The organism is Robertkochia solimangrovi, assembly GCF_007279655.1.
In the GTDB taxonomy this organism is placed as follows: domain Bacteria; phylum Bacteroidota; class Bacteroidia; order Flavobacteriales; family Flavobacteriaceae; genus Robertkochia; species Robertkochia solimangrovi.
This window is the reverse complement of sequence record NZ_QKWN01000011.1, coordinates 101,154-126,416: the sequence shown is the minus strand read 5'-3', so window position 1 is coordinate 126,416 and position 25,263 is coordinate 101,154. Positions and strand designations below refer to the sequence as shown.

General features: G+C 42.0%; 18 protein-coding genes. 6 read left to right on the top strand and 12 right to left on the bottom strand.

Annotated features, from left to right (window positions below; genetic code table 11):
* Positions 1-2 precede the first annotated feature (2 nt).
* The 3 genes from DMZ48_RS15345 to DMZ48_RS15335 all read right to left on the bottom strand — a co-directional run bounded on the left by DMZ48_RS15345 (position 3) and on the right by DMZ48_RS15335 (position 4,823).
* Positions 3-1,250 (bottom strand): ATP-binding cassette domain-containing protein, encoded by a 1,248-nt coding sequence (locus tag DMZ48_RS15345; protein WP_143956047.1) that lies wholly within the window; start codon positions 1,248-1,250, stop codon positions 3-5.
* A 46-nt stretch (positions 1,251-1,296) separates the two neighbouring features.
* The gene (locus DMZ48_RS15340; RefSeq protein WP_143956046.1) at positions 1,297-3,135 is read right to left on the bottom strand and encodes a sodium:solute symporter family protein; all 1,839 of its coding nucleotides are present in this window, start codon (positions 3,133-3,135) and stop codon (positions 1,297-1,299) included.
* 173 nt (positions 3,136-3,308) lie between these two features.
* Positions 3,309-4,823 (bottom strand): helicase HerA-like domain-containing protein, encoded by a 1,515-nt coding sequence (locus DMZ48_RS15335; protein WP_143956045.1) that lies wholly within the window; start codon positions 4,821-4,823, stop codon positions 3,309-3,311.
* A 141-nt stretch (positions 4,824-4,964) separates the two neighbouring features.
* Between DMZ48_RS15335 and DMZ48_RS15330 the strand changes: the two genes are divergently transcribed.
* Entirely contained in the window at positions 4,965-5,597 is a 633-nt protein-coding gene (locus DMZ48_RS15330; RefSeq protein ID WP_143956044.1) for a 7-carboxy-7-deazaguanine synthase QueE, read from the top strand.
* Positions 5,598-5,700: 103 nt separating this feature from the next.
* Here DMZ48_RS15330 and DMZ48_RS15325 read toward each other — a convergent pair whose 3' ends face one another.
* Genes DMZ48_RS15325 through DMZ48_RS15315 form a run of 3 tightly spaced genes read right to left on the bottom strand, consistent with a single transcriptional unit; the run spans position 5,701 to position 7,784 of the window.
* The gene (locus tag DMZ48_RS15325; protein ID WP_143956043.1) at positions 5,701-6,408 is read right to left on the bottom strand and encodes a class I SAM-dependent methyltransferase; all 708 of its coding nucleotides are present in this window, start codon (positions 6,406-6,408) and stop codon (positions 5,701-5,703) included.
* Between the two features lie 2 nt (positions 6,409-6,410).
* Positions 6,411-7,094, bottom strand: coding sequence for a hypothetical protein (locus DMZ48_RS15320; protein WP_143956042.1), 684 nt, complete (start codon positions 7,092-7,094; stop codon positions 6,411-6,413).
* Between the two features lie 9 nt (positions 7,095-7,103).
* The gene (locus tag DMZ48_RS15315) at positions 7,104-7,784 is read right to left on the bottom strand and encodes a hypothetical protein (RefSeq protein ID WP_143956041.1); all 681 of its coding nucleotides are present in this window, start codon (positions 7,782-7,784) and stop codon (positions 7,104-7,106) included.
* Positions 7,785-8,203: 419 nt separating this feature from the next.
* Between DMZ48_RS15315 and DMZ48_RS15310 the strand changes: the two genes are divergently transcribed.
* Entirely contained in the window at positions 8,204-8,698 is a 495-nt protein-coding gene (locus tag DMZ48_RS15310) for a YkgJ family cysteine cluster protein (RefSeq protein WP_143956040.1), read from the top strand.
* A gap of 24 nt (positions 8,699-8,722) precedes the next feature.
* Positions 8,723-9,571, top strand: coding sequence for a sterol desaturase family protein (locus DMZ48_RS15305; protein ID WP_143956039.1), 849 nt, complete (start codon positions 8,723-8,725; stop codon positions 9,569-9,571).
* Here DMZ48_RS15305 and DMZ48_RS15300 read toward each other — a convergent pair.
* A complete protein-coding gene (locus tag DMZ48_RS15300) occupies positions 9,562-10,824 on the bottom strand; it encodes an exo-beta-N-acetylmuramidase NamZ family protein (RefSeq protein ID WP_143956038.1) in 1,263 nt (420 codons plus the stop codon). The genes DMZ48_RS15305 and DMZ48_RS15300 overlap by 10 nt on opposite strands.
* A 3-nt stretch (positions 10,825-10,827) precedes the next feature.
* Between DMZ48_RS15300 and DMZ48_RS15295 the strand changes: the two genes are divergently transcribed.
* The 3 genes from DMZ48_RS15295 to DMZ48_RS15285 all read left to right on the top strand — a co-directional run bounded on the left by DMZ48_RS15295 (position 10,828) and on the right by DMZ48_RS15285 (position 14,610).
* Complete coding sequence (locus tag DMZ48_RS15295) at positions 10,828-12,063, top strand: ABC transporter permease (RefSeq protein ID WP_143956037.1); 1,236 nt, start codon at positions 10,828-10,830, stop codon at positions 12,061-12,063.
* 92 nt (positions 12,064-12,155) lie between these two features.
* Positions 12,156-13,508: a pyridoxal-phosphate dependent enzyme gene (locus tag DMZ48_RS15290; RefSeq protein ID WP_143956036.1), complete on the top strand. Its 1,353-nt coding sequence runs from the start codon at positions 12,156-12,158 to the stop codon at positions 13,506-13,508.
* Positions 13,509-13,518: 10 nt separating this feature from the next.
* The gene (locus tag DMZ48_RS15285; protein WP_143956035.1) at positions 13,519-14,610 is read left to right on the top strand and encodes a Gfo/Idh/MocA family protein; all 1,092 of its coding nucleotides are present in this window, start codon (positions 13,519-13,521) and stop codon (positions 14,608-14,610) included.
* A 769-nt stretch (positions 14,611-15,379) separates the two neighbouring features.
* On the opposite strand, the gene DMZ48_RS15280 is transcribed toward DMZ48_RS15285, so the two are convergent.
* From DMZ48_RS15280 to DMZ48_RS15260, 5 genes are all read right to left on the bottom strand, one after another.
* Positions 15,380-17,074 carry an efflux RND transporter periplasmic adaptor subunit gene (locus tag DMZ48_RS15280; protein ID WP_143956034.1) on the bottom strand — a complete coding sequence of 565 codons (1,695 nt, stop codon included), beginning with the start codon at positions 17,072-17,074 and terminating at the stop codon, positions 15,380-15,382.
* A 10-nt stretch (positions 17,075-17,084) separates the two neighbouring features.
* A complete protein-coding gene (locus DMZ48_RS15275; protein ID WP_143956033.1) occupies positions 17,085-19,595 on the bottom strand; it encodes a heavy metal translocating P-type ATPase in 2,511 nt (836 codons plus the stop codon).
* 75 nt (positions 19,596-19,670) lie between these two features.
* The gene (locus DMZ48_RS15270; protein WP_143956032.1) at positions 19,671-20,228 is read right to left on the bottom strand and encodes a DUF3347 domain-containing protein; all 558 of its coding nucleotides are present in this window, start codon (positions 20,226-20,228) and stop codon (positions 19,671-19,673) included.
* A gap of 9 nt (positions 20,229-20,237) precedes the next feature.
* The gene (locus tag DMZ48_RS15265; protein ID WP_143956031.1) at positions 20,238-21,479 is read right to left on the bottom strand and encodes a TolC family protein; all 1,242 of its coding nucleotides are present in this window, start codon (positions 21,477-21,479) and stop codon (positions 20,238-20,240) included.
* Complete coding sequence (locus DMZ48_RS15260) at positions 21,476-25,189, bottom strand: efflux RND transporter permease subunit (protein ID WP_143956030.1); 3,714 nt, start codon at positions 25,187-25,189, stop codon at positions 21,476-21,478. The genes DMZ48_RS15265 and DMZ48_RS15260 overlap by 4 nt, the downstream gene beginning before the upstream one ends.
* Between the last annotated feature and the right edge of the window lie 74 nt (positions 25,190-25,263).

The following is a 25,263-nucleotide window of genomic DNA, read 5'->3' as shown; positions in this document are numbered from 1 at the left end:
AGCTAAGTGCGAATATTTTTATGTTCGGTGATCTTACCTTGTGAACCCGATTCTGAAGGCATTAGTTCAAGTGATAATTGTGGAAGAAGACCTTCTTCATCTCTGTGTGAAATATAGACCACGGCAGAAGTACTATGTCTTGCAAATTCATTAACGAGTTTTACAACCAAGGCAGCTGCCTGATCATCCAGATCGGTGGTGGGTTCATCCAGGATCAATAGGGGAGGATGTTTTACCATGGCTCTGGCGATCATGATCAGTCTTTGTTCAACTTCGCCCAGATCCTGAAAACAGGAATCAGCTTTTTTTTCCATACCTAAGAGCTTTACCCATTTTCGGGTTACCTCTTTTTCCAATTCTGAAGGAACCTGGTATAAACCGACCGAATCATGAAATCCACCGGTGATCATTTGGGATATCGTGGGTCTTCCTTTGAATCGTTGTGTCAGTTTGGGCGTAAAGATTCCGATCGATCGTTTAAGGTCCCATACGCTTTCACCACTTCCTTTCCGTTTTCCGAAAATATAGAGTTCCTGTCCAAAGCCCTTAGGATTATCACCGGTGACCATATTCATCAATGTAGTCTTTCCAGTTCCGTTTCCACCCATCAAATGCCAGAATTCTCCTTTTTTTATAGTCCAATTGATATTGTCAAGAATGGTACGATCTCCATAAGACACATGGATATTACGAAAATCCACCAGAGTTTCCTCTTCATTTTTAATCGGGTGAACAGGGGCAGGAATACCTTCAGAACTATCAAAAGTCAGGTGTTGTTCATCTGCAGGATCAGTTCGTGGAATTCCCTGCTGTAAATATAGTTTTACACTGATAAATGCCGGGATATCTCCGGTTCTGTTGAGCAGCATAATGAGGATTACCTCAGAGGATACCTGATGTAAACGTTCTTTGAAATCTTTTACCGCCAGCTTATCGAGGTGGTCAAAAGGGTTATCAAGAACCAGATAATCCGGTTTTTGGGAAAGCAAATAATTGAGTAGGGCACGCCGTTGCTCACCTCCGGACATGTTCTTTAAAGGAGTCTTCGGATCATCAGTAAGTATTTTCCGGTCATGTAATTCTTCTTCATCGATGAATTTATCCAGATCCTGATTGGAAAAGAAAGCACCTTTTTTATCGGTTAGGTATGCTAAGGTTTCAGGTAATCTTCCACGATGAAATTCTTCTATAAATCGTTTCTTTCCTGAATGGATTCCCGTCATTATCACACGATGTTCATTTGGGTACATGGGCAGGTTAATTTTTTCTTTGCCCAAAAATACTCAAGAACTTCCTTTAAAAGATGTTAACCCGGATCTTTTTCCAGATCCTCAACAAAATAAAGGCTGAGATTACAGCGATTACTGTCATCGGTATTGCCCATTCCAGATCTCCATAGATAAAGTATCCGGTTGCGAACATACAGCAATAGATCAGGATACATCCCCAGAACATGGCGGCAATTCCTGACGGAACAGACCATTTACGGGTATCGGAAACGATGGCAACTCCTTCGGCATCTGCCTGGGTAAGTATTTTTTTCCATCCGGGGCCACCGGGTTGGGTTTGTTTATAGAATTTAAAAAGCGTTTCTTTTTTCTCAGGTTTGGTAAGGAAGGTTACGGTGATCCAGATAACCGTTGTGATCAATACGATCAGCGGGAATTTGGCCCAGGCAGGGAAAACGCCTTCCTGTAAGGCTCCGGTCTGTATCACATTATAATCAAACAGAACTCCTTCCATCGCTGGTAGATTGAAGATGATCGAAATAATTCCGGAAGCAAACATAGCGGTGATCTCACTCCAGGCATTGATACGCCACCAAAACCATCTCAGGATAAAGATGAGTCCCGTTCCGGCTCCAAACATGATAATATAGTCGAATAACTGTTTTGCATTGGTAAGGGCAAGAGCAAGAACTGCACTGAATATCATAAGTACTACGGTGGATATCCTACCTACGTTCACCAATTCCTTTTCGGAAGCATTCTTATTGATCTGTTGTTTGTAAAAGTCATTTACAATATAGGAAGAACCCCAGTTGAGGTGGGTAGAAATCGTTGAAATATAAGCAGCGGCAAGTGAGGCCATCACTATGCCGAGAAGTCCGTTTGGAAGTTTAGTCAACATGGCTGAATAGGCAAGATCCTGCCCCAACTTATCAGCAGATATATTAGGAAAAGCAGTTTTTATGCTCTCCAGATCCGGGAAAATGATCAGGGAGGCTAGTGCCACCAGGATCCACGGCCATGGGCGAAGTGCATAGTGCATAATATTGAAAAAGAAGGTTGCTCCGATGGCATGATTTTCATTCTTGGCAGCAAGCATTCGTTGAGCGATGTAGCCACCACCACCTGGTTCAGCACCCGGGTACCAGGAACTCCACCATTGTACTGCCAATGGTATGATCAAGAGGGTGATCAGGGCTTCTTTATCATTGAAATCAGGTAATATGGAAAGTTTATCACTAACATTAGGGTTGGCAAATAAGTTCTCAAGTCCACCAACCTCAGGTAGATTCACACAATAATAGGCGGCACCGATGGTCCCTGCCATAGCGACGAAAAATAAAAGAAAGTCAGTATATACTACTCCTTTAAAACCTCCGATTGCACTGAATACCATTGTGATGCTTCCTGCGATAGCAACCACGGTAATTGGGGATACTCCCAACATTACCTGTCCGATCTTAATGGCGGCAAGTGTTACACCGGCCATAGCGAGTACATTGAACAGGATTCCCAAATAAACTGCACGAAAGCCTCTCAGAAATTTAGCCGGTTTTCCTCCATATCGAAGTTCATAGAACTCGATATCCGTAGAAACCTGCGATTTCCTCCAAAGCTTTGCGTATACGAATACTGTCAGCAACCCTGTGATCAGGAAGGCCCACCAGGCCCAGTTTCCGGAAACTCCATTCGAACGTACGATATCCGTAACCAGGTTTGGTGTATCTGTGGAAAAGGTTGTTGCTACCATGGAAAGTCCGAGCAACCACCATGGCATGCTTCTTCCCGAAAGGAAATATTCCGATGAATCCTTACCGGATTTACGTGAAAAATAGATTCCTACAAATAGAATGATCAGGAAGAGTCCGAAAATAAAAATGTAATCCAGGGTGTTCAGAAAAACCATAGTGTCTGGTGCTAATATTGGTTGATATTCGGGCAGCGGTATGCCGGTTGTTTAATGTTGCCGGTGAATATATGTAAATTTTTGCTTTGCCGGAATATAATTAGACCAGTACCTGATGTGAATGTCTGAGCGAAGTCAGAAGATCGACCAACGTACTCTTGCTATATATTTCGCTATTTCATCGCTTTGGTGAGTATTCCCATTACTCCCCTGATGAAGGTGGCACTGGTGAGCACTTTGACGATCGGATTCATCCGAGTACTTCTGCGGGTGGTAGTTTTGTTCATTTTATCACGTTCTTTACGCGCTTTTTCCTGGATTTCTTCTGACTGGGCTACTTTGATCTTTTCTGTAAGGATCTCATAGGCGCTTTCTCTGTCGATGACCTCGTTATAACGTTCGATCAGTTTCGAGTTATTTATTAGTATATCCAGTTCTTCCGCAGATAGGATATCCATTCTGCTTTCCGGTGCCCTCATAAGGGTAGCGGCAAGGGGAGTAGGTCTTCCTTTCTCGTCAAGAGCGGTTATGAGTGCTTCGCCTGTTCCCAGTGCAGTTAGCACTTCCGCAGTATCATAGAAGTCTGAAAGCGGATAGTTTTGTGCCGTCAGTTTAATATCTTTTCTGTCTTTAGCAGTAAACGCTCGAAGTGCGTGCTGGACTTTGAGTCCGAGCTGTGATAATACATCATCCGGTATATCACTTGGGTTCTGCGTGACAAAATAAACTCCTATTCCTTTAGAACGTATAAGTTTTATGACGCTGTTTATCTGATCGAGCAATGCGTCGGATGCTTCATTAAAGACCAGGTGGGCTTCATCGATAAAAAGAACGAGCTCGGGTCTTTCACTATCTCCTTTTTCAGGGAATTTGGCATAGATCTCGGCAAGGAGACTCAGCATGAATGTGGAGAACAGTTTTGGTCGGTCCTGGATATCGGTAAGTCTGAGAATATTGATCATTCCCATACCGTTTTCGTCGATACGGGTAAGGTCTTCTACTTCAAAGGAACGCTCGCCGAAAAATAGTTCTGCTCCTTGTTGTTCAAGTTCGATAATCTTTCTGAGAATCGCTCCGGTGGAAGCAGTTGAGATGCGGCCATAATTTTCCTGGAATTCATCTTTTCCTACATCGGTGGCGTATTGCAATAGTTTTTTAAAATCCTTAAGATCCAGTAAGGGTAGATTTTGGTCGTCGCAATATTTGAAAATTACCGCAACGATCCCTTGTTGGGTTTCTGTCAGGTCGAGGATACGGGAGAGAAGTACCGGTCCGAATTCGGAAACTGTAGCTCTTAACCGAACGCCTTTTTGTTGCGAAAGACTGAGAATTTCAACAGGAAATTTTTTAGGTTCAAATTCAAGTCCGATATGACTCATACGTTCATCGATCTTGGGATGTGGTTTTCCAGCAGCTGCCAATCCACTCAGGTCACCTTTTACGTCCATAAGAAGTACAGGGATCCCTTTTTGTGAAAGTTGTTCAGCGAGTACCTGCAGTGATTTTGTTTTCCCCGTACCGGTTGCTCCGGCTATAAGTCCGTGGCGATTCAGGGTTTTCAATGGTATCTTAACATGGGCATTGGTGAGTGGACTATTATCAAGCATGGCTGCTCCTACGATAATGGCATCTCCTTTACATTGATACCCTTCTTCTATAATGTTTCTGAACGCTTCGGTATTGGACATTGCTGTAAATTTTATTCTAAAATAAGATTAATTTGAAGATTGTAAACATTAAGAATTCAATAATATACCGGATTTGAGGGATATCATCAGAAATTCCTTTCGAAGTGTTTCTGAGCGATAAACTATACGTATCTTTGCCGCATGACAAAAACAGCGATATTACCATTGGTTGAAAAAGGAGAATGGCTTCCTTTGATGGAAGAATTTTATACCATTCAGGGTGAAGGATATCACAAAGGAACTGCAGCTTATTTTATTCGGGTAGGAGGCTGTGATGTGGGCTGTCATTGGTGTGATGTCAAAGAAAGCTGGAATGCCGAGACCCACCCACCCACCCCGATCACCAGTATCATTGAAAATGCAGCAGCCTATTCTGATACCATTGTTATCACTGGTGGGGAACCACTTACCTGGGATATGGGGCCATTAACAGCCGGACTCAAAGCTAAAGGGTTAAAAACGCATATTGAGACCTCGGGAGCCTATAAACTTACCGGTGAATGGGACTGGATTTGTCTTTCTCCAAAGAAAATGAAATTGCCTGTTGATGAGGTTTATGAAAAGGCAAATGAACTCAAGGTGATCGTGTATAATCTGCATGATTTTAAATTCGCAGAGGAACAAGCGGCGAGAGTAGGTGAACAATGTATTCTTTATCTGCAACCGGAATGGAGTAAAAGAGAGAAAATGATTCCGGAGATCGTGGAATATGTTATGAAAAATCCGAAATGGAAAGTTTCACTTCAAACCCATAAATACCTGAATATACCTTAGCGTACAGCCTTGATTGCGGAGAGGGAGTGGTCAATTGTAAGTGGTAAGTTCTAAATGATATTTGATTGAATTGTCAATAAATCCTTAATCCATTATCCATAATTCATATCGCCGCCGTGATCCTCGCCAGATAGTCGTAATTCTCGCCTTCCAGAATCATTTCGCAATAAAGTCCACAATGTGCACAGGCCTGAGCGAGGGAATCAAAATCGATGTATAGCCATGGAAAGGTTTCAGATTCATCATCATACGTGATGGTAAACTCCAGTTGTCCGTAGTATTGATCTCCAGGCACCCATTTCCCACCATCTTCATCTTCGTCGAACATATAGATCAGGTCAGACGAATCGATAAGTGCTTGTCCTCCCGGTGCAATTAAAGATCGCAATTTGTTCAGTCCGGTGTAGAGTCCTTCATAGGACCCCAAAATCCCGGAACCGTTCATAAGTAATAATACGGTATCGTATTGTTGTTCCTCAAGTTCGAAAAGGTCAATACATTCAGCATTTTTAACTCCTCTGGAACTAGCTGTTTTCACCGACAACGGTGAAATGTCGATAGCTTTTACTTCCAGTTCCCGTTCATCTTGTAAATACAATGCGTGGCTCCCTGCACCACAACCGATATCCAGAATTTTACCTTTTGCAAGTTGAAGCGCTTTCTGTTCGAGTTCCGGCATATCTTTAAAAGGGCGAAAAAAATAGGAAACATCCATTTCCTCAGTTTCAGAGATGGATGTTTCCGTATATAAAATCCCGGTATCCTTACCGAGATGGTAATCGTAAATGGCTTTGCCTAACAGGTCTTTCAAGTTTAATCTATTTGAATAGTTCTGTAATAATTGACAAGTTTGATATTATCGATGTCTTCCTTAAGATCCAGATCCTCTGATTTTATAAATGCAGTGAGTTGATCTTCATTACCTCCCAATTGTCTGGCGATCTTCCTTTTAGAATGTTCCAGCGCTTGTGGATACTCCATTTCTGGTGTTTTGATATAGAGTTCCTCATGTTCTATAAATCGGGCAGGTTTGTCTTTATGATATCCGGTGGCACCGGTTTCCGGTTCCAGATATTCTTTGTAATATCTCTTATAAAGATCGATGCCATCTTCGCAGGAAAGACAGAATAGAAAACCGGTATTGACCTTACCACGAACAAGATAGGGGATAGCTTTTACAAGTTGTCCGTCGATCATAAATTCAATATTGTCCGATTTGGTCGTCTCATAAACTTCATCTTCCTTAACCAACACTTCAACCCTGTCATGAAAAGCATTATAACGAAGGTCCATATTGTTGATCTCTTTTCCATTCTTTATGATCGTTCCTTTGGTGAAGTTGCCCTCTTTGAGGTACGGTGATCCTTCAACGTTTTCAAGGTTTTTGTTCTTAAGATTCAGGAGGGTCGAGTTTCCGGTCACACTCCATTGTTCCGATTGTGCAAAGGCAGAAAGGACCAATAGATTACAAACCAGTAATAAGGCGATGCGTTTCATGTTGTTCTTTTATTTTATCATTTTATAATAATCAATAAGTTGAATAAGGTCTTCCTCTTTTCTTAATTTTAGTTTTTCAGACTTCACATAAGCTTTTAACTTATCTTCCGCGCCTTCAAACTGACTGAGGATCTTCTTTTGAGAGCTCTCTAACGGAATGGCATAATCGTATTCCGGAATTTTCAGATATAATTGTTCCTGATCCTTAAAACGGGCAGGCTTATCTTTGTGATAACCTGTTTGAGCCTGTTCAGCCGGCAGGTATACCTTGGATATCTTTTTAAATAAGCTTACTTCATCACCACAGGAAAGGCAAAACATGTATCCGTTTCTTACCGAATCATCTTTGGAATACTTCACTTGTTTTAATAATTGATACTGTAAAACGAATTGAATATCCTCATCCTTGGAAGCTTCATAAACTTCATCTTTACTTACCATAATTTCCATGCGATCCTGATAAGCATTGTAACGTAAGTCTTGATTTTTAATATGCTTCCCATTTTGTATGATCTCACCTTTTACAAATTCTCCGTTATTCAAATAAGGCGTACCGTCCACATCATCCCATTTTTTTTCCTTTAAGTTTAGCAAGGTGGAACTCGTGCCTGCAGACCATTGTTCAGATTGAGCATTAACGGAAAATACAAATAGGCTAAGTAATAAGAGCAAGCTGACTTTTTTCATCATTGTTAAGTTAATCATTTTAAAGTAAATACTAGTTTAAAAGGTTTTTTGAATACTGCAAATTAAGATTTTTATTCCTAAAACATGGTGTTAAAATTTTATCAAAATCTTCGAAAATCCCTTAAATATAAGGAGTTGACCTTCAATTATGCCACATAAATCGTGCCGTTTATAAGTTATTAGTTCTAGTTCTAGTTTAGAATGGACACCGGTAATCACTTAGGTTGCCGGTGTCCCTGTTTTACGCTTTCCTGATTTCTGCATTATTTTTTACAATGCAACAGGGTATCCATGTAACAGCGTAACAATGTAACGATGTAACATGTTACATTGTTTTCCTGATTGATGCCGAAACAAACTTTCTTAAATTTGTATTTTGTTACATCAATTCGGATCCTTGATCCGGAAGTATGCGAGAAAATATGAAGGACCTGATCGAAAACCTGCCTAAAATGGCAGCGGTAAAACAAACCGAGAATAAGAAATACTTTAGCAAGCTAAGAAAAAAGCCGCCAAAGGATCTCGACTATATCATGCAGGAACTTCACGATGAAACCTTTGCAAATACCGATTGCCTGGAATGCGCGAATTGTTGTAAGACCACGGGACCTTTGTTTACCAATGCAGATATCGAAAGAATCTCAAAGTTTATGAAGATGAAGCCTCAGCAATTCATAGATCAGTATCTCAGAGTCGATGAAGATAATGATTATGTCTTACAGCAAGTACCCTGTACATTTCTTGGACACGATAATTTTTGTATGATCTATGAGGTACGCCCTAAGGCTTGTCGGGAATATCCGCATACCGACCGAAAGAAATTTCATCAGATCGCAAACCTTACGTTGAAGAACGTCGCAATTTGTCCTGCTGCTTATCGCATAGTGGAAGAAATGAAAAAGCGTATCCCTAAGTAGATAATTTCTGTTTATCTTTTAGCGATGGAAAATCTTATCGCATATTTTGAAACCATTCCTTCTTCTCACCGCAGCCTTATTCTGGTAGGAGGGATTACCTTTTTTTGGGTTCTTGAATATATCATTCCACTTTTCCGGTTCGATTACCGGAAATTCAGACATGCATGGCCTAACCTCTTTTTTACACTGACCACTATTATCGTAAATTTCATTCTTGCATTTTTGCTGTTTATGACCAGTAACTGGACGTTACAGCATAAGTTTGGTGTGCTGCAATGGTTTGAGCTTCCGTTATGGGTGCAGGTATGTATCGCCTTACTGATTCTTGATCTTGTCGGTGCCTGGTTCGCCCATTGGATCCAACATAAGATCAAACCGTTTTGGCGACTTCATCTAATTCATCATACCGATACGTGCGTTGATACCACAACCGCAAACCGACATCATCCGGGAGAAAGTGTAATCCGGTTTGCCTGTACTACACTTGCTGTATTTTTGGGAGGTGTACCCGTTGCTTATGTATTACTTTATCAGTCGGTTTCAGTAGTGTTGTCTCAATTCAATCATGCCAATATTAAATTGCCGGATGTTCTGGACAGTATGATCAGTTGGGTTATCGTTTCTCCCGATATGCATAAGGTTCATCATCATTATAAGCTTCCATATACCGATACGAATTACGGCAATATCTTTTCTTTTTGGGATCGTATTTTTGGAACATTTTCAGTTTTGGAACCCAAAAAGATCATCTATGGAGTTGATACCTGTCCGGAAGTGGATTCTCAAACCCGGATCGGTAGGTTACTTACCCTTCCATTCAAAGGTAACAAGCATCTCGAAAAAACGATCGAAAAAAAGGACGCTCAGGGATAAAGAAGATAAGCTGCGCGTATCTTTTTAAAATTATCGATTGCAGGTTTCCATGTAAGTCGTATCGCCGTCTCACTAACTCCCGATACAATCTGTTCCTGAAGTGATTCCGTTCCCGCATGTTTGGTAAAGGAAGCGGTAAGAAAGAATTTCTCTTTATCGTTACTGTGATTATAGGCTTTCATGATCCATCCCAGGTTTACCTTTTGAGGGGGAGTTATCGAACTGAGATCTTCACCATAACATTTTTCTCCCTGGTGTTTCGGACTCTTTGAACCGAAATTCGGTTCGGGAACATAGGAAAATTCAAAAACTTCCGGATCGAGTTCCGGTGCTCCGTATCGTTGAAATTGATAGGAAGTTCCTCGTCCTGCATTGATCGTTGTACCTTCGAAGAGTCCAAGCCCCGGATATAAAGCGATAGACTGATCGTTTGGAAGGTTGGGAGAGGGGCGGATCGGCAGGCTGTAACTCATTTCCCGGTTATAGTTTTTCAAGGTTATCACTTCGAGATCGCAATGAACACCATTCTTTAACCATTTTTCGCCATTGATCATTTGCGCATATTCTCCGATCGTCATGCCATAGACCAACGGGACTTCATGCATTCCCAAAAAGCTGCTGTGTTTTTTTTCGAGTACCGGTCCGTCGATATAGCTGCAATTGGGATTCGGACGATCAAGAACGATCAATTTCTTACCTTCCTCCGCACAGGCTTCCATCACATAATGGAGGGTAGAGATATACGTATAGAATCGTACCCCAACATCCTGAATGTCAAAAACCAGAATATCGAGACCTTTTAATTGATCGGGTAGTGGTTTTTTGTTCTTTCCATATAATGAAATTATGGGAAGTCCGGTTTTGCTGTCGCTTCCGTCACTGATTTCCTCGCCAGCATCTACATTGCCTCTGAAGCCGTGTTCCGGTGAAAATACACGTACGATATCAATTCCTGAAGCCAGTAACGAATCGACCAGATGGGTAGGGGGATCGGTTTCCTTTGAACCTTGAATTATCGATGTGGGGTTGGCAATAACTCCAACTTTCTTATCTTTTAGTAACGGCAAATATGCTGCAATTCTTTCAGCACCAGTTACAATAGGATCGACTACGGTGCTCTCTGTGACCGATGTTTCACCTTCGTTTCGGGAATCGGAATTAGCTCCGGATTTTTGGGTTGTGGTATTGCCACATGCGATACATGTCAAAAACAAGAATAAAAATGTATTTTTGAAGCTGTTAAATCTGATCATAAATTGAATTTAGAATTCTTTATCGCCAAACGCCTGATTAGAGGTAAGGAGCATAAAAGTAGTATTTCGGCACCAATTATAAAAATTGCTATCGTGGCAATTGCACTCGGACTCATCATGATGATGATCGCCGTGGCAACGGGTATCGGATTACAGCAAAAGATCAGAGAAAAGGTTTCTGCCTTCAACGGTCATATTCAGATCTTTAATTATGATAATAACACCTCTGATGTCTCCGTTAACCCGGTTTCGATCCATCAGGATTTTTACCCTGAATTCAACACGGTAAAAGGAATCAGTCACATTCAGGCCGTGGCTACCAAAGGCGGAATAATCCGGACCGATGAGACGTTTGAAGGGGTGATTGCTAAAGGCGTAGGAAAAGATTATAATTGGGAGCCCTTTAAAGAATTTCTTATCAAAGGGCGACTTCCTGACTACAACAATAAGCGCAATGAGGAGGCTTTGATCTCTAATTATCTTGCTTCCCGGTTGAAGCTGGATGTGGGAGATGATTTTTGGGCCTTCTTTTTAAAAGATGATGGTGGAGATATTCCCAATCAGATCAAGTTCAGGATCGTGGGAATCTATGACAGCGGATTTCAGGACTTCGATGCCAACTACATGTTCGTAGACCTTCGACATATTCAGCGTATGAACAAATGGAAAGAAGATGAGGTAGGGTCCTTTGAAGTATTCGTAGATGATTTTGATAACCTCAAGAACATTGGACGGGAGGTTTATGGCAAGACCTTATCAACGCTCGATTCACAAACGATCGCTGACAAGTACTTCACGATCTTTGAATGGCTTTCACTATTTGATTTTAATATAGCCATCATTATCGGTATCATGATCATCGTTGGAGGAATCAATATGATCACAGCATTGCTCGTTCTCATTCTTGAACGAACGCCCATGATCGGTATACTGAAATCGCAAGGCATGTCGAACTGGAGTATTCGTAAGATCTTCCTGATCAATGCAGCGTATTTGATCGGGATCGGACTATTCTGGGGGAATATTATCGGACTAACTATTTTATTGGTTCAAAATTACTTTAAGGTTATTCCATTGGATCCATCCACGTATTATGTCTCAACTGCTCCCGTGCTGATCGATCCCTGGCATATTGTGATTTTGAATATCGGAACCTTATTGCTTTGCCTGCTAATGTTGCTCATTCCTTCTTATATTATCTCAAAGATTTCGCCGGCACGTTCCATCAGGTTTGAGTAACCTGTATTTTATCCCCATTTCAACGGAGCTTCTTCAAATGCTTTTTTTTCCGTAATTTTCTTAAAGGGAAATTATTGAAAATGAGGGGCTAAATGAAATTCTTTGAAAATATTATGGGGGCGGTTGGCCATACTCCACTAGTGCGATTGAACCACATGTGTGCTGCTGTTAACGGAACCGTATTAGCTAAGATCGAATATCTCAATCCCGGAAATTCGATCAAAGATCGCATTGCTGTCAAAATGGTCGGGGATGCTGAAAAAGACGGCCGCCTTTTACCAGGAGGTACAATCATTGAAGGTACCAGTGGGAATACAGGAATGGGACTCGCCCTGGCGGCTGTGGTCAAAGGATATCGAATGATCTGTGTGATCAACGATAAGCAATCGAAGGAGAAAGTTGATATTCTTCGGGCAGTGGGTGCTGAAGTGGTCGTTTGTCCTACCAGTGTTGCACCGGAAGATCCCAGATCTTATTACTCCGTATCTAAAAGATTAGCTGAGGAAACCCCGGGCTCATGGTACGTGAATCAATATGACAACCCTTCAAACAGCCGGGCACATTATGAATCCACTGGACCGGAAATCTGGGAGCAGACCGATGGGAAAATCGATCATTTCATCACTGGTGTGGGTACAGGAGGAACGATCAGTGGTGTAGGGAAATACCTGAAGGAGAAGAATCCAAATATTCGAATTTGGGGAGTGGATAGCTACGGATCGGTTTTTAAGAAATATCATGAGACAGGAATTTTTGATCCTGATGAGATCTACCCATATATAACCGAGGGTATAGGGGAGGATATCCTTCCTGCTAATGTTGATTTCAAAATTATCGATGGTTTTACCAAGGTCACAGATCGTGATGCTGCGGTGTATACCCGGCGTCTGGCAAGAGAAGAAGGGATTTTAGGAGGAAATTCCTCCGGAGCGGTGATTCGGGGAATCGAACAATTGTCTGCTAATTTTAAGGAAGGGGAGATCATAGTAGCGGTTATCGCCGATTCAGGAACCCGCTATGTGGGAAAGATGTTTAACGATAGCTGGATGCAGGATCACGGTTTTATCAGTTCCGAGATTCGCACCGTTTCTGATCTGTTACATTCAGAGAGAGAACTGATCACTGTACGAACTGAAGAATTGGTATATCAGGCAATTGACAGGATGAGGCATTTCGATATTTCTCAAATGCCGGTAAAGGATGCCGAAGGATTTGCAGGGTCACTGGATGAACGAACACTTTTAAAGGCTTTTATCGGCAACCGTGATATCGGTAATTTATCGGTGAAAGAATTGATGCAGGAACCCTTCCCGATTTTACCTGCCACAGCAACACTGGAAACCGCTGCCAGACTGATCAATCGTAAGAATAAAGCGGTTTTGGTACAGCTTACAGGTGGCGCCTATGATATTATAACCCGTCACGATATAATCAGTGCCATTTAATTAAGATGATATGTCAAATCGAAGAGAGTTTTTAGTACAATCGGCAGCAATAGCTGCTTTCAGCACCTTATCCTTTCCAACTTTCGGTATGTTGAGGCCAAAGAAGAAGCTGGGCGTAGCCCTGGTAGGATTGGGGTATTACAGCAGAGACCTGCTCGCTCCGGCCCTGCAAAAGACCTTGCATTGTGAACTAAAGGGAATCGTCACCGGAAGTCCTGAAAAAATTCCGGTTTGGCAGGAGAAATATGGCATCACAGATGGTAATGTTTATAATTATGAGAATATGCACACCATTGCTGATAATGATGAGATCGATGTGGTCTATGTTGTTTTGCCTAATAGTCTTCATATGAAATATGCAATAATGGCTGCTGAAGCAGGGAAACATGTATGGTGTGAAAAGCCCATGGCCATCAATGCAGAAGAATGCAGGAAGATCATCGATGCCTGTAACCGAAATAAGGTAAAACTAAGTATCGGATACAGAATGCAGCATGAGCCGAACACCAAACTGATTATGAAATGGTCGGAAACCAAACCTTATGGAAGTATTACTGCATTGGATGCTGTTGCGGGATTTCGGTATGGGGGAGGCTATTCCGATTACTGGAGATTACAAAAGGATATGGGAGGGGGAGCATTATATGATATGGGCGTATATTGTATCAATGCGATACGTTACACTACAGGTTTGGAGCCTGTGGCCGTAAGTGCTGCACATGAAACCACAAGACCTGATGTGTTCAGAAATGTAGATGAGATTACCACTTTTAAATTGCGATTTAAGAATGGATTGATCGCTACCGGTAAGACTTCTTTTGCGGAGAATATCAACAAACTCGATGTCACCTGTGAATCTGGAAATTTCTTTCTTGCACCCATGCAATCGTATACCGGAGTACAGGGTGAAACCAGTGACGGAAAAGAACTACACGCATGGCCTGGCAATCAGCAGGCACAACAAATGGATGATGATGCAATGGCAATAATGAATAATTCTACGGTTATGGTGTCCGGAGAAGAAGGAATGCGGGATATTGTGGTGGTCAATGCGATCTTTGATTCAGCTGATAATGGTGGTGAATGGATGGATATTGTATGATAATTCTCTCGTATTCAGCGCTAAAAGTTTGATTATTATTTGGAATATTTCAAAATAATACGTAAATTACCAACATTATTACAGCCCCAAATACATCAAATTTTTATCAACAATTAAATCTTTCATTATGGGGCACACATTACATAGCGAATCTTCTTTTTTAATCTACGCTTTAAAAGTCGTAGTATTTAGTTTGGTAGCAGTGCTATCATGGGTATTAATTTCATTTCTTTTTAATTTATTAGGAGTCACAGCTTAAGATATATAAGACTATAAATTAATACCGATAAAAAGTGCTTTAGACAGGCACTTTTTTTGTTTTTTAATAAATAAAAAAGGTTATTTCTTCAAAATCCTTAAAAATGATCACCGATGATACGAACTGCATTTTTAGTGTGAAATATATGTTAATTTTTTCTTAACTTGCAGTATTGCAAAATCATCAATATCATTGGTAATCAATGTGTTAACTTCTTTAGTCTGCGTGCCGGCCACAAGTTTACTGGTTTACAAAAATTGGCTTGCCCGGAATAATTTTTAAGCACATTTTAGTCAATTCGATTTTGCTTCAGATCCGGTTTAACCGGATACATTATAATCAGGACCAGGATGTCAGAGCTTTTATGGACTTATTCGTTAGTTATCGGTTCAATTTTTTTGTTCTGGCTCGTTTATGTCATAAGACTATATCAAAAGATCAGAAAAAGAAAGGATTAATTCCTTTCTTTTTCGGTCCTGTAAAAAGTCGATCTTCACAATGTATCTGTTTTTACTGCAATACCTCGGTTACACTTCCGCATTTTAACATCGCTTCTCCGTAATATGGATTGAGTACTTCTTTATTCTCACTAAGCCAGTTTGCACCCTTATTGTGATTTGCCATTGGGCAATTGATGACGTATAAAGAACGATCGAGGTCCGGGAAGGAGCGATAGATAGTTATCATCTGTTCCGATAGATTGACAAACGCATCCCGTTGCACTTCCAGATCGGTTGAATTACTGGTCTTATCCAGTAAAAAACCGATCATCTTAAGATGTTCATTTTCCATAGCTCCTAATCCTGAGCGATCGAGTTGTTCGAAGATCGTAGCCGCCTTTGTGGCAGATACTTTAACTTTTGCAGCATCCGAACCTACCAGGGCCTCCTGTAAGTTCAGGTATTCCTGTAACAATGGATCCATCTGTTCTTTAAATCTGGCGCTGAAATTCATTTGCATGGTTTCACCCTTCGCATTTTCCATTCTGTTCATCATCGATTTCTTACCCTGTAGCTGAGCTGCTGCATCAACGGTAAAGGTTCCCTGACTTACCACAAGATCTCCTTTTTCAAGTCCGCTCTTTATGATATAGGAATCACCCAGATCTTCTCCCAACGTTACAATTCTCATTTCAAAAACCGGAGCATCGGCAGACTTTACATAGACCACAGAGCGTTTGCCAGTCCATAATATCGAAGATTTCGGTACGAGGAGTACATCTTTTTCAGAAGTTTTTGCAATCTGAACGGTGCCTTCAACAAACATACCAGGTTTTAGTTCTCCATTATTGTTTTGAAGTTGAACACGTATTTCTACAGTACGTTTCTGACTGTTCAGTATCGGATCTATAAAATCGATATTTCCCGAAAAACTTTTACCAGGGTATGCATTCGTGATGATCTCCATTTTTTGCCCTTGTTGTACAGCTCCCAGGTCGCTTTCGTATAGATCGAAAATGGCCCAAAGATCGGTAAGCTTTTCAATCTTAAATAGAGGCTGTCCGGTCTGTACATAGTCACCCTCTTCTACTAATTTAGCCGATATCGTTCCGGAAATGGTAGCATAGACCGGGAAATATTCCGATACTTTTCCAGAATTTTCTACCGCTGTTATTTGTTTTTCACTGAGTTTCCAGTTCAGTAACTTTTGACGTACAGCCTGGTATAATTCCGGTTGTCTGGACTTTAATTTGGAAGCGGTGAGTAATTCCTGTTGTGCAGCGATGAGGTCAGGAGAATAGATACGTGCCAGCATTTGTCCGATTTTAACGGATTCTCCTTCACTTCGGATCATTAGCTCTTCTATTCTTCCTTTAAAATAGGAGGACTGAACAGCAGCACTCTTTTCATTCGTACGAATCTCTCCTGAAAGGGTAAGTGTTCCTTTTTCTGTTTCTGATGACCCTACCGGGAACGTGTTGATATCTGCCAACGCCATGGCATGTTCCGACATGCGGAATTGCGCTGCAGTGAGTCCGTCGGCATTAGCATCTGCCGGGATTAGTTCCATTCCACAGATCGGACAATCACCGGGTTCGGTCTTCATGATCTGAGGATGCATGGAACAGGTCCAGAATTTTGTTTCTGGTGCGGAGGCCTCCTTTTCTGCCTCGTGATTATGGTTGTTTCCATTCGAATTAAATAACAGGTACCCGATTAACAATCCGGCGATCAGCATTCCTGTATAGATCAAATACTTTTTCATATTACCAGTTTTATTCAATTTTCGCACCTCTTAAGCGGAGTGCATTCGCGATAACAGATACTGAGCTGAAACTCATGGCAAGGGCTGCGATCATCGGTGATAAAAGCAAACCGAAAAACGGATATAATACACCGGCAGCAATAGGAACTCCGATTGTATTATAGATCAGCGCAAAAAACAAATTCTGACGGATATTCTTAAGTACCTTTTCACTTAGAACCTTCGCTTTGACGATCCCGTGAAGATCACCTTTTAATAGTGTGATGGCAGCACTTTCGATGGCAACATCCGTTCCTGTACCCATGGCGATCCCTATATCGCTTTTTGCTAAAGCAGGCGCATCATTGATACCGTCACCGGTCATAGCGACTACCCTTCCCTTATGCTGATATTCTTCAACGACACGAAGTTTATCTTCCGGGAGAAGCTCGCCCTGATAATCATCAAGCCCGAGCTCTGTAGCTACTGCTTTTGCGGTCGCTTTATTATCTCCGGTGAGCATGATAACTTCGATGCCATGGGATTTGAGATCCTGTACTGCTTTTTTACTGCTTTCTCTGATCTTATCACTTATCACTACAAATCCGGCAACGGTGTGATCGATTGCCAGAATGGAGACGGTCTTTCCCTGTTCCTGAACTTGCTTGACTTCTTTGAGAAGTTCTTCCGGCAATTCAATGCTGTTTTTTTCCATCATTTTGAGGTTTCCCAGATACAATTGCTGTCCATCGAGTACAGCCTTTACACCTTGCCCCGTAACCGCAGAAAATTCGGAAACCTCATGGGTCTTAATATTCTTTTCAGCAGCATACTCCAAAGTAGCTGCAGCAAGCGGATGTTCACTATTCCGGTTTACTGATGCGATCAGGGAGGTGATTTTCGCTGTATCCTGATCTTTCCCGAAGATCACGACTTTTTCAACAGATGGTTTTCCTTCCGTCAAAGTCCCGGTCTTATCTACCAACAAGGTGTTTACCTTGTTCATTTGTTCCAATGCTTCGGCATTCTTAATCAGGATTCCGGACTGAGCTCCTTTACCGACTCCAACCATCACTGACATCGGTGTCGCGAGTCCGAGTGCACAAGGGCATGCGATGATCAAAACGGCAATGGCATTTACAAAAGCATATACATAGATCGGTTGGGGGCCGAAAATGGCCCAGACAATGAAGGTCACAACTGCAACTCCAATCACGATGGGAACGAACCATCCTGATATTTTATCTGCCAGTTTCTGGATCGGTGCACGGCTCCGGCTAGCCTGATTGACCATTTGAATGATCTGAGCCAACAATGTTTCTGAGCCTACCTTCTCAGCTCTCATTACAAAACTTTGATTGCCATTCACGGTTCCTGAGCTAACTTTATCGCCAACAGAACGAGTGACCGCTACAGGTTCTCCGGTGATCATGGATTCATCGATGCTGCTTTCACCCTCGGTAATCTCTCCATCAACGGGAACCTTTTCTCCGGGTTTTACCCGAATCAGATCTCCTTTATCGATGTGTTCCACCGGAATTATCTCTTCTTTACCATCCTTTATCCGGGTGGCTTCATTGGGTGATAGCTTTAAGAGTTCCTTTACCGCGGCATTTGTTTTCTGATGGGCTCTGGCTTCGAGTAATTGTCCCAATAATACCAGTGTCAGAATGACAGTGGCAGATTCAAAATAAAGATGTACGGCTCCTGAGGATGATTTGAATTGGTCAGGAAAGATATCCGGGAGTAACAGCCCGATTAAACTGAAGATCCAGGCGGCTCCTGCGCCTATTCCGATAAGGGTGAACATGTTGAGGTTCATGGTCCTGAAAGACCTCCAGGCCCGTTCAAAGAACATCCAGGTAGCATAGAAAACCACCGGGAGTGACAATATGAATTGTACCCAGTTCCAATATTTCTGATCCATCAGTGCATAAAGTGGATTCGGATGAATCATATCTGACATCGCGATCAGAAATATTGGAAGCGTGAACAATACCGCTATTTTGAATTTTTTCAGGAGGACCTTATAGGTTTGATCTTCTTCTTCCTCGGCTGTATTAGCAATGGGTACCAGATCCATTCCGCATTTCGGACACGAGCCGGGCTCATCGCTTACAACTTCCGGATGCATCGGACAAGTATATTTTCTGGAAGGGGAGGCAGCGGAAGCTTCTTTTACCAGATCCATTCCGCACACCGGACAACTTCCCGGTTTATCATAAGTCTTTTCACCTTCACAGTGCATCGGGCAATAATAGGTTCCGGGACCTTTATCTGAAGTTGCTGTTTTTTCTTTTTTATGATGATGTTCCATAGCCATCTTATCTTCAGGAAGACTGATGGAATATCGCCCGCCATCCTTATCAAGTGCTTTTTGCAGTATTTCGATCGGGATATGGCTGCTCATGGTGATCGTTGCGGTTCCGGTCTGCAGGTCAACCTCGGCATTTTCCACCTGATCAACCTGGCTTAGCACGTCTTCTACATGTGAACGACATCCGTTACAACTCATTCCGTGAACCTTATATTGATGTTTCATGATATTCTCAATTTTAAAGATTAGTCGATCCGTCTGATAGTGTCAGGCTGTCCCTTTCAGAACAGCCTGATGAAATTATTTGATGGTTTCCTTAACCATACCACAGTGAAGCATTTTATCACCAAAATAGGGATTGTTCACTTGCTCTTCCATAGCAAACCAATCTGCACCTTTATTTTGAAATGCCATCGGGCAGTGCTGTTTGTAGATCGCTCCGGAAGCGATGTTCTCTTTGATCATTGGGGTGATCGCAAGGGTTAGCGCTTCAAAACCTTCTCGTTGCTTTTCGATGTCTGCAGTTTCACTGATACTTTTGGCCGCTGCAAAGATCTCTGGATAGGCTTCTCCGGAAGCTTCCTCTACCGATTTAGCAGCGGTTGTTGCATTTTCGACATCTCCTTTAACCAAGGCATCTTTGATCAAAATATAATTATCGAAAACAAGTTTAGCCTGATCGTTTTTGAACGATAATTCTGTTGCAGTTTTAGCCGCTTCAGTTTTTTCAACCGCTGTTTCCTTGCTTACTTCTATCGTATTTTTATCCTCTTTCTTTTGTTCAGCACACGATTGAAAGGATATTGTAAAGGCAGCGATTGCCAAAAGTCCTGCGATGTTTCTAATTACTTTTTTCATGGTTTTAATTTATTTACTGAGATAATTAATGATTAATGACTGTTTAAAATATTCCTGCACCAGATCGTTCAGATCATACTGTAGCTTCAGTTGAAGGTCAAGTATTTCAAGCAGATCTGAAAAATCAACGGTTTCTGTCTCATATTGTTTTATTAATATGTTCAGGGTCGATTCACTTTCCTGAAGGTTTTTTAATAGGGTGTTCACTCCCGACTCAGCTGATTTTCGATCGAGTATGGCTGCTTCCAGAATGGTGTTCAATTGGTTATAACGTTCTTCTTTCTGTTTCATCAGAGCTTCCTTTTCCAGATTCAGCCGACGATTCTCAGAACGGTATTTCGCATTGAAAATGGGGATGGAGAGACTGACCATCGGCATGATTATATCTTTTCCATTTTCTGCAACGTTCATGTCGGTTCTTTCTGCAACCGGTATATAATCCAGTCCGAGGCCGAAACCGGGGGAACTCTCCTTTTTATTGAGTGCCAGTGCCTCTTCTGTAGATTCGTAGATCCTGTCATATTTCAAAAGTTCCGGATGGAATTCAAGAGTTTCCGGATTGACCAACGCATCGGAACCATCGATGGTCAGGGTATCGGGCAACCTTAATTCCAGGGCATCATCACGGTTGATAAGATTATCGAACTTTCTTTTTGCAGAAAGAAAATTATTGGCCAATACTGCCTTCTTTTGTTCGAGATCATTTGTTCGAATCTGTAGCTTCAATACATCCACTGCACTAGCCTTTCCTGCAGAAACAGAGGTCAAAGCCATTTCTTTGAACGAAGAGAGTAATTCCAATTGTTCCTCTGTGGCAACCGACTTCTGCTGTAATGTGTAAAGCATAAAGTATAGTTCGGCGACCTCTTTGATCAATTGTCGTTTTGCGATGAGATAGTCCATGTAATCTGCCGCTGCCAATGATTTTGTATAGTCTTCACGAGAACCGATATTTCCGAACCAAGGCAGCATTTGCTTTACAGAAAATTTCATCTTTTGCGCACCGGTTCGGGTTTCAGGTTCACTTACGAAATATCCGAATGAAAACTCAGTGTTCGGTACGGTACGCACTCCGGTTACCTTTTCATTGGCCATTTCATATTTCAGTTCCATGGCAGCAACTTTGGGATTATTTTTCAGAGCTTCCTCGATATAGGGAGTTGGCAGGATGATGCTCTCCTGTGCAAAGATGCCTTTTCCAAAAGGAATGAAAAGTACGAGTACAATTAGTATTTGATAGTTCGTTCTCATCGTATGGATCTTTTTAATTCATATTCCTTTTTCCACGTAAACAATACAGGCACCACAAAAAGGGTGATCAGTGCTACCAGCATACCACCAAATGCCGGGATTGCCATTGGGATCATAATGTCACTTCCTCTTCCTCTGGAAGTAAGCACCGGGATCAGGGCCAACAAGGTAGTGGCCGTGGTCATAAGACACGGGCGTATTCGCTTGCTTCCCGCATCCAAAACACTCTTCCAAAGTGATTCTTTATCTTTTGGCTGATCTCTTTCAAAGTTTTGAGAAAGGTAGGTTGCCATAACGACACCATCGTCTGTAGCAATTCCAAATAAAGCGATAAATCCAACCCATACGGCAACACTGAGATTGATCGTTTGGATACGGAATAACTCTCTGAAATTTATCCCAAACAATTGAAGGTTTAGAAACCAGTCCTGACCATAGAGCCAGATCATGATGAATCCACCTGAAAATGCTACTGCAATACCCGTAAATACCATCAGTGAAGTCGATACAGATTTAAATTGAAAATACAAGATCAAAAAGATGATCATCAGCGACAATGGAACCACAAATGCCAACGTTTTTTCCGCTCTTAGCTGATTTTCATAGGTGCCCGTAAATTGATAGCTGATCCCTTTGGGAAGCCGCAGGGTTCCCTGATCGATGGCTTCCTGAATTTTCTTTCCGGCATTTTCAACTACATCCACTTCAGCATAACCATCCATCTTATCGAAAAGCACATAGCCTACCAAAAATGTGTCTTCACTTTTGATAACCTGAGGTCCCTGTTCATATTCCACAGCTGCAACCTCGCTCAGGGGAATCACTTGTTTGTTAGGAAGCGGGATATAAATCTTGCTGATATCTTCCGGGCGTGAACGCATTTCCCGAGGATATCGTACCCGTATTCCATAACGTTCTCTGCCTTCTACGGTTTGAGATAGTACTTTTCCTCCCAGAGCGATCTCCAGAGTTTGCTGAACATCTTCAATTCTCAGGCCATAACGAACAAGTTTTTCACGGTCGATATCGATCAGTGCATATGGTTTTCCCACAATACGATCTGCAAAGACAGCCTCTTTTTTAACACCTTCAACCTGTTTTAGTTGTTCTTCCAGTTCTATTCCGAAAGCTTCGATCTTCTTAAGATCCTGACCTTTCACTTTGATTCCCATGGGTGCCCGCATTCCGGTTTGAAGCATTACTAATCGGGTTTCGATCGGTTGTAATTTGGGAGCAGAAGTAACTCCGGGAATTTTGGTAACCGCAACTATGGCATTCCAAATATCATCCGGAGATTTGATCTCCGGACGCCAGTTTCTGTAATATTCACCATCATCATCTGGAATCAGCAATTCTGTGGCCACAGGAAATTCCTGGGGTGTTGCAATAGCTTCATCGATATTCGGATTTAAGGTAATCGCTCCGTCATTTAAAAGGAAGCGGCCCTGGTCGTCAATTTTAAATCTATGTGGTTCTCCATCAATCTCAGCATATTCGGATCTGTACTGAATGATGTTTTCATACATAGACAGCGGAGCGGGATCCAGTGCAGACTCTGTTCTACCTGCTTTACCAACCACGGTTTCGATCTCCGGAATCCCGGCCACTGCCATATCCAGTTGTTGCAGCACTCGCTTATTCTCTTCAATACCTGCATGTGGCAAAGAAGTAGGCATGAGTAAAAATGAGCCTTCTTCCAGAGCAGGCATGAATTCCTTTCCGGTATTTTTCATGATGAAAAAGCCAAGGGTGAGTAATACACATGGGATACTCAGGAATACTGCTTTATTTTTGAGAGTCCAATGGAGAATTCGAAGATAGTATTGTCTGAAAAGGGTGAACAGCCCCAGAAAGCCAAAACAAATGATCCCTACAAACATCAGATTAGCAAAGATGCTGTATCTGAATCCAAGTGGTCTCCAGTAATCTGCCAGTAATACCACAATTGTACCGGTAGCCAGGATAAGATTTAAGGCTTGATATTTTTTCTCATCAAGGTAATCCTGAAGCCGTAAGAGGTTGGCTATTGCGAACAAGAGGAGTGCTATCCCTATAAAATATCCATATAATATGGCGGTGATCCCTGCAAGGATAAAAAATCCGTTCATCCCGAATTTCATGGGTTTCCATACATTTCGCTTTTTAAAGATGATGGCAGCAAAGGGAGGGATGATAAATAAGGCTACTATTATGGAGGCAGTAAGTGCCATGGTCTTTGTAAAGGCCAGCGGGCGGAAAAGTTTACCTTCTGCACCGACCATGGTGAATACGGGTATAAAACTTATGATGGTGGTAAGCACAGCGGTAATTATGGCTCCCGAAACCTCCGCGGTAGCGTTATAAACTAATGTATTTACCGGTAATTTTTCCTTATCCTCATCCATATGCCTCAGAATGTTCTCGGATAGAATGACGCCTACATCCACCATGGTTCCTATTGCAATGGCAATACCTGACAGGGCAACGATATTCGCATCCACATGGAAGAGTTTCATGCTGATGAAGACCATAAGTACAGCTACGGGGAGTAAACCTGAAATAAGGATGGAGGCTCTGAGATTATTCACCATAACGATGATCACAAGAATAGTGATCAGGATCTCAAAGGTGAGGGCTTCATTAAGGGTGTTCAGGGTTTCACCGATCAATTGTGTTCTGTCATAAAAAGGAACGATGGTCACTTTTGAAATTCGCCCGTCGGCAAGTTCTTTAGAGGGAAGACCCGGACTGATCGCTTCGATCTTCTTTTTAACATTTTGAATGACCTCCATCGGATTTGATCCGTAACGGGCAACCACAACACCTCCGGAAACTTCAGCACCTTCCTTATCAAGAATACCTCTTCTTTCGGCCGGTCCGAGATGAACACGGGCGATGTCTTTTATACGTAAAGCAGTATGCTCTGTACTGGTGATCACGGTATTTTCCAGGTCTTCCACATTTTTCATATAGCCAAGACCGCGAACGAGATATTCCACTTTATTGATCTCGATGGTCTGTGCTCCGATCTCACGATTCGTTTGTTTGACCGCAGATACAACCTGACCAAGATTAATATTGTATTTTTTCATGAGTTCAGGTCTGATGTCGACCTGATATTCTCTGACAAATCCCCCGATGGAGCTGACCTCCGAAACCCCTTGCGCAGATGCAAGTCCGTATTTCACGATATAATCCTGGATACTTCTCAGCTCATCGAGGTCCCAACCTCCGGTGACATTCCCTTCTTCATCGCGTCCTTCCAGGGTATACCAGAAAATTTGTCCCAGACCTGTCGCATCAGGACCTAAAGAAGGGTTGATTCCCTCAGGAAGCAGGCCGGAAGGCAGAGAATTCAATTTTTCCAGAATTCTCGAACGACTCCAGTAAAAGTCTATACCCTCATCGAAGATGACATAGATACTCGAAAAACCGAACATCGAGGAGCTACGTATGGTTTTCACTCCCGGTATGCCCAGTAAGGCAGAGGTCAGGGGGTAGGATATCTGATCTTCGATATCCTGCGGTGATTGCCCCGGCCATTTGGTGAATACTATTTGCTGATTTTCCCCAATATCCGGAATAGCATCCACAGCGACGCTGTCTTTGGGTAAAAAGGGGATTTCCCAGTCGAATGGTGCAGTACTGATTCCCCATACCGTTAAAACGATAAGGATCAGAATGGCGACCAGTTTGTTTTCTATAAGATAACCTGTGATTTTATTGATCATTTTAAATGTATTAAGCAATTAAACGGATACGTCAAAATATGGCGTAACAGATTCCAGATGGAAATTGCTTAGTA

What these genes read in the sequence shown, in the direction of transcription:
- DMZ48_RS15280 (WP_143956034.1), bottom strand. Translation starts at nt 17,074, where the DNA reads ATGAAAAAGTATTTGATCTATACAGGAATGCTGATCGCCGGATTGTTA.
- DMZ48_RS15270 (WP_143956032.1), bottom strand. Translation starts at nt 20,228, where the DNA reads ATGAAAAAAGTAATTAGAAACATCGCAGGACTTTTGGCAATCGCTGCC.
- DMZ48_RS15260 (WP_143956030.1), bottom strand. Translation starts at nt 25,189, where the DNA reads ATGATCAATAAAATCACAGGTTATCTTATAGAAAACAAACTGGTCGCC.
- DMZ48_RS15265 (WP_143956031.1), bottom strand. Translation starts at nt 21,479, where the DNA reads ATGAGAACGAACTATCAAATACTAATTGTACTCGTACTTTTCATTCCT.
- DMZ48_RS15310 (WP_143956040.1), top strand. Translation starts at nt 8,204, where the DNA reads ATGAAGGACCTGATCGAAAACCTGCCTAAAATGGCAGCGGTAAAACAA.
- DMZ48_RS15335 (WP_143956045.1), bottom strand. Translation starts at nt 4,823, where the DNA reads ATGTCCAATACCGAAGCGTTCAGAAACATTATAGAAGAAGGGTATCAA.
- DMZ48_RS15345 (WP_143956047.1), bottom strand. Translation starts at nt 1,250, where the DNA reads ATGTACCCAAATGAACATCGTGTGATAATGACGGGAATCCATTCAGGA.
- DMZ48_RS15285 (WP_143956035.1), top strand. Translation starts at nt 13,519, where the DNA reads ATGTCAAATCGAAGAGAGTTTTTAGTACAATCGGCAGCAATAGCTGCT.
- DMZ48_RS15330 (WP_143956044.1), top strand. Translation starts at nt 4,965, where the DNA reads ATGACAAAAACAGCGATATTACCATTGGTTGAAAAAGGAGAATGGCTT.
- DMZ48_RS15275 (WP_143956033.1), bottom strand. Translation starts at nt 19,595, where the DNA reads ATGAAACATCAATATAAGGTTCACGGAATGAGTTGTAACGGATGTCGT.
- DMZ48_RS15305 (WP_143956039.1), top strand. Translation starts at nt 8,723, where the DNA reads ATGGAAAATCTTATCGCATATTTTGAAACCATTCCTTCTTCTCACCGC.
- DMZ48_RS15290 (WP_143956036.1), top strand. Translation starts at nt 12,156, where the DNA reads ATGAAATTCTTTGAAAATATTATGGGGGCGGTTGGCCATACTCCACTA.
- DMZ48_RS15320 (WP_143956042.1), bottom strand. Translation starts at nt 7,094, where the DNA reads ATGAAACGCATCGCCTTATTACTGGTTTGTAATCTATTGGTCCTTTCT.
- DMZ48_RS15300 (WP_143956038.1), bottom strand. Translation starts at nt 10,824, where the DNA reads ATGATCAGATTTAACAGCTTCAAAAATACATTTTTATTCTTGTTTTTG.
- DMZ48_RS15340 (WP_143956046.1), bottom strand. Translation starts at nt 3,135, where the DNA reads ATGGTTTTTCTGAACACCCTGGATTACATTTTTATTTTCGGACTCTTC.
- DMZ48_RS15315 (WP_143956041.1), bottom strand. Translation starts at nt 7,784, where the DNA reads ATGATGAAAAAAGTCAGCTTGCTCTTATTACTTAGCCTATTTGTATTT.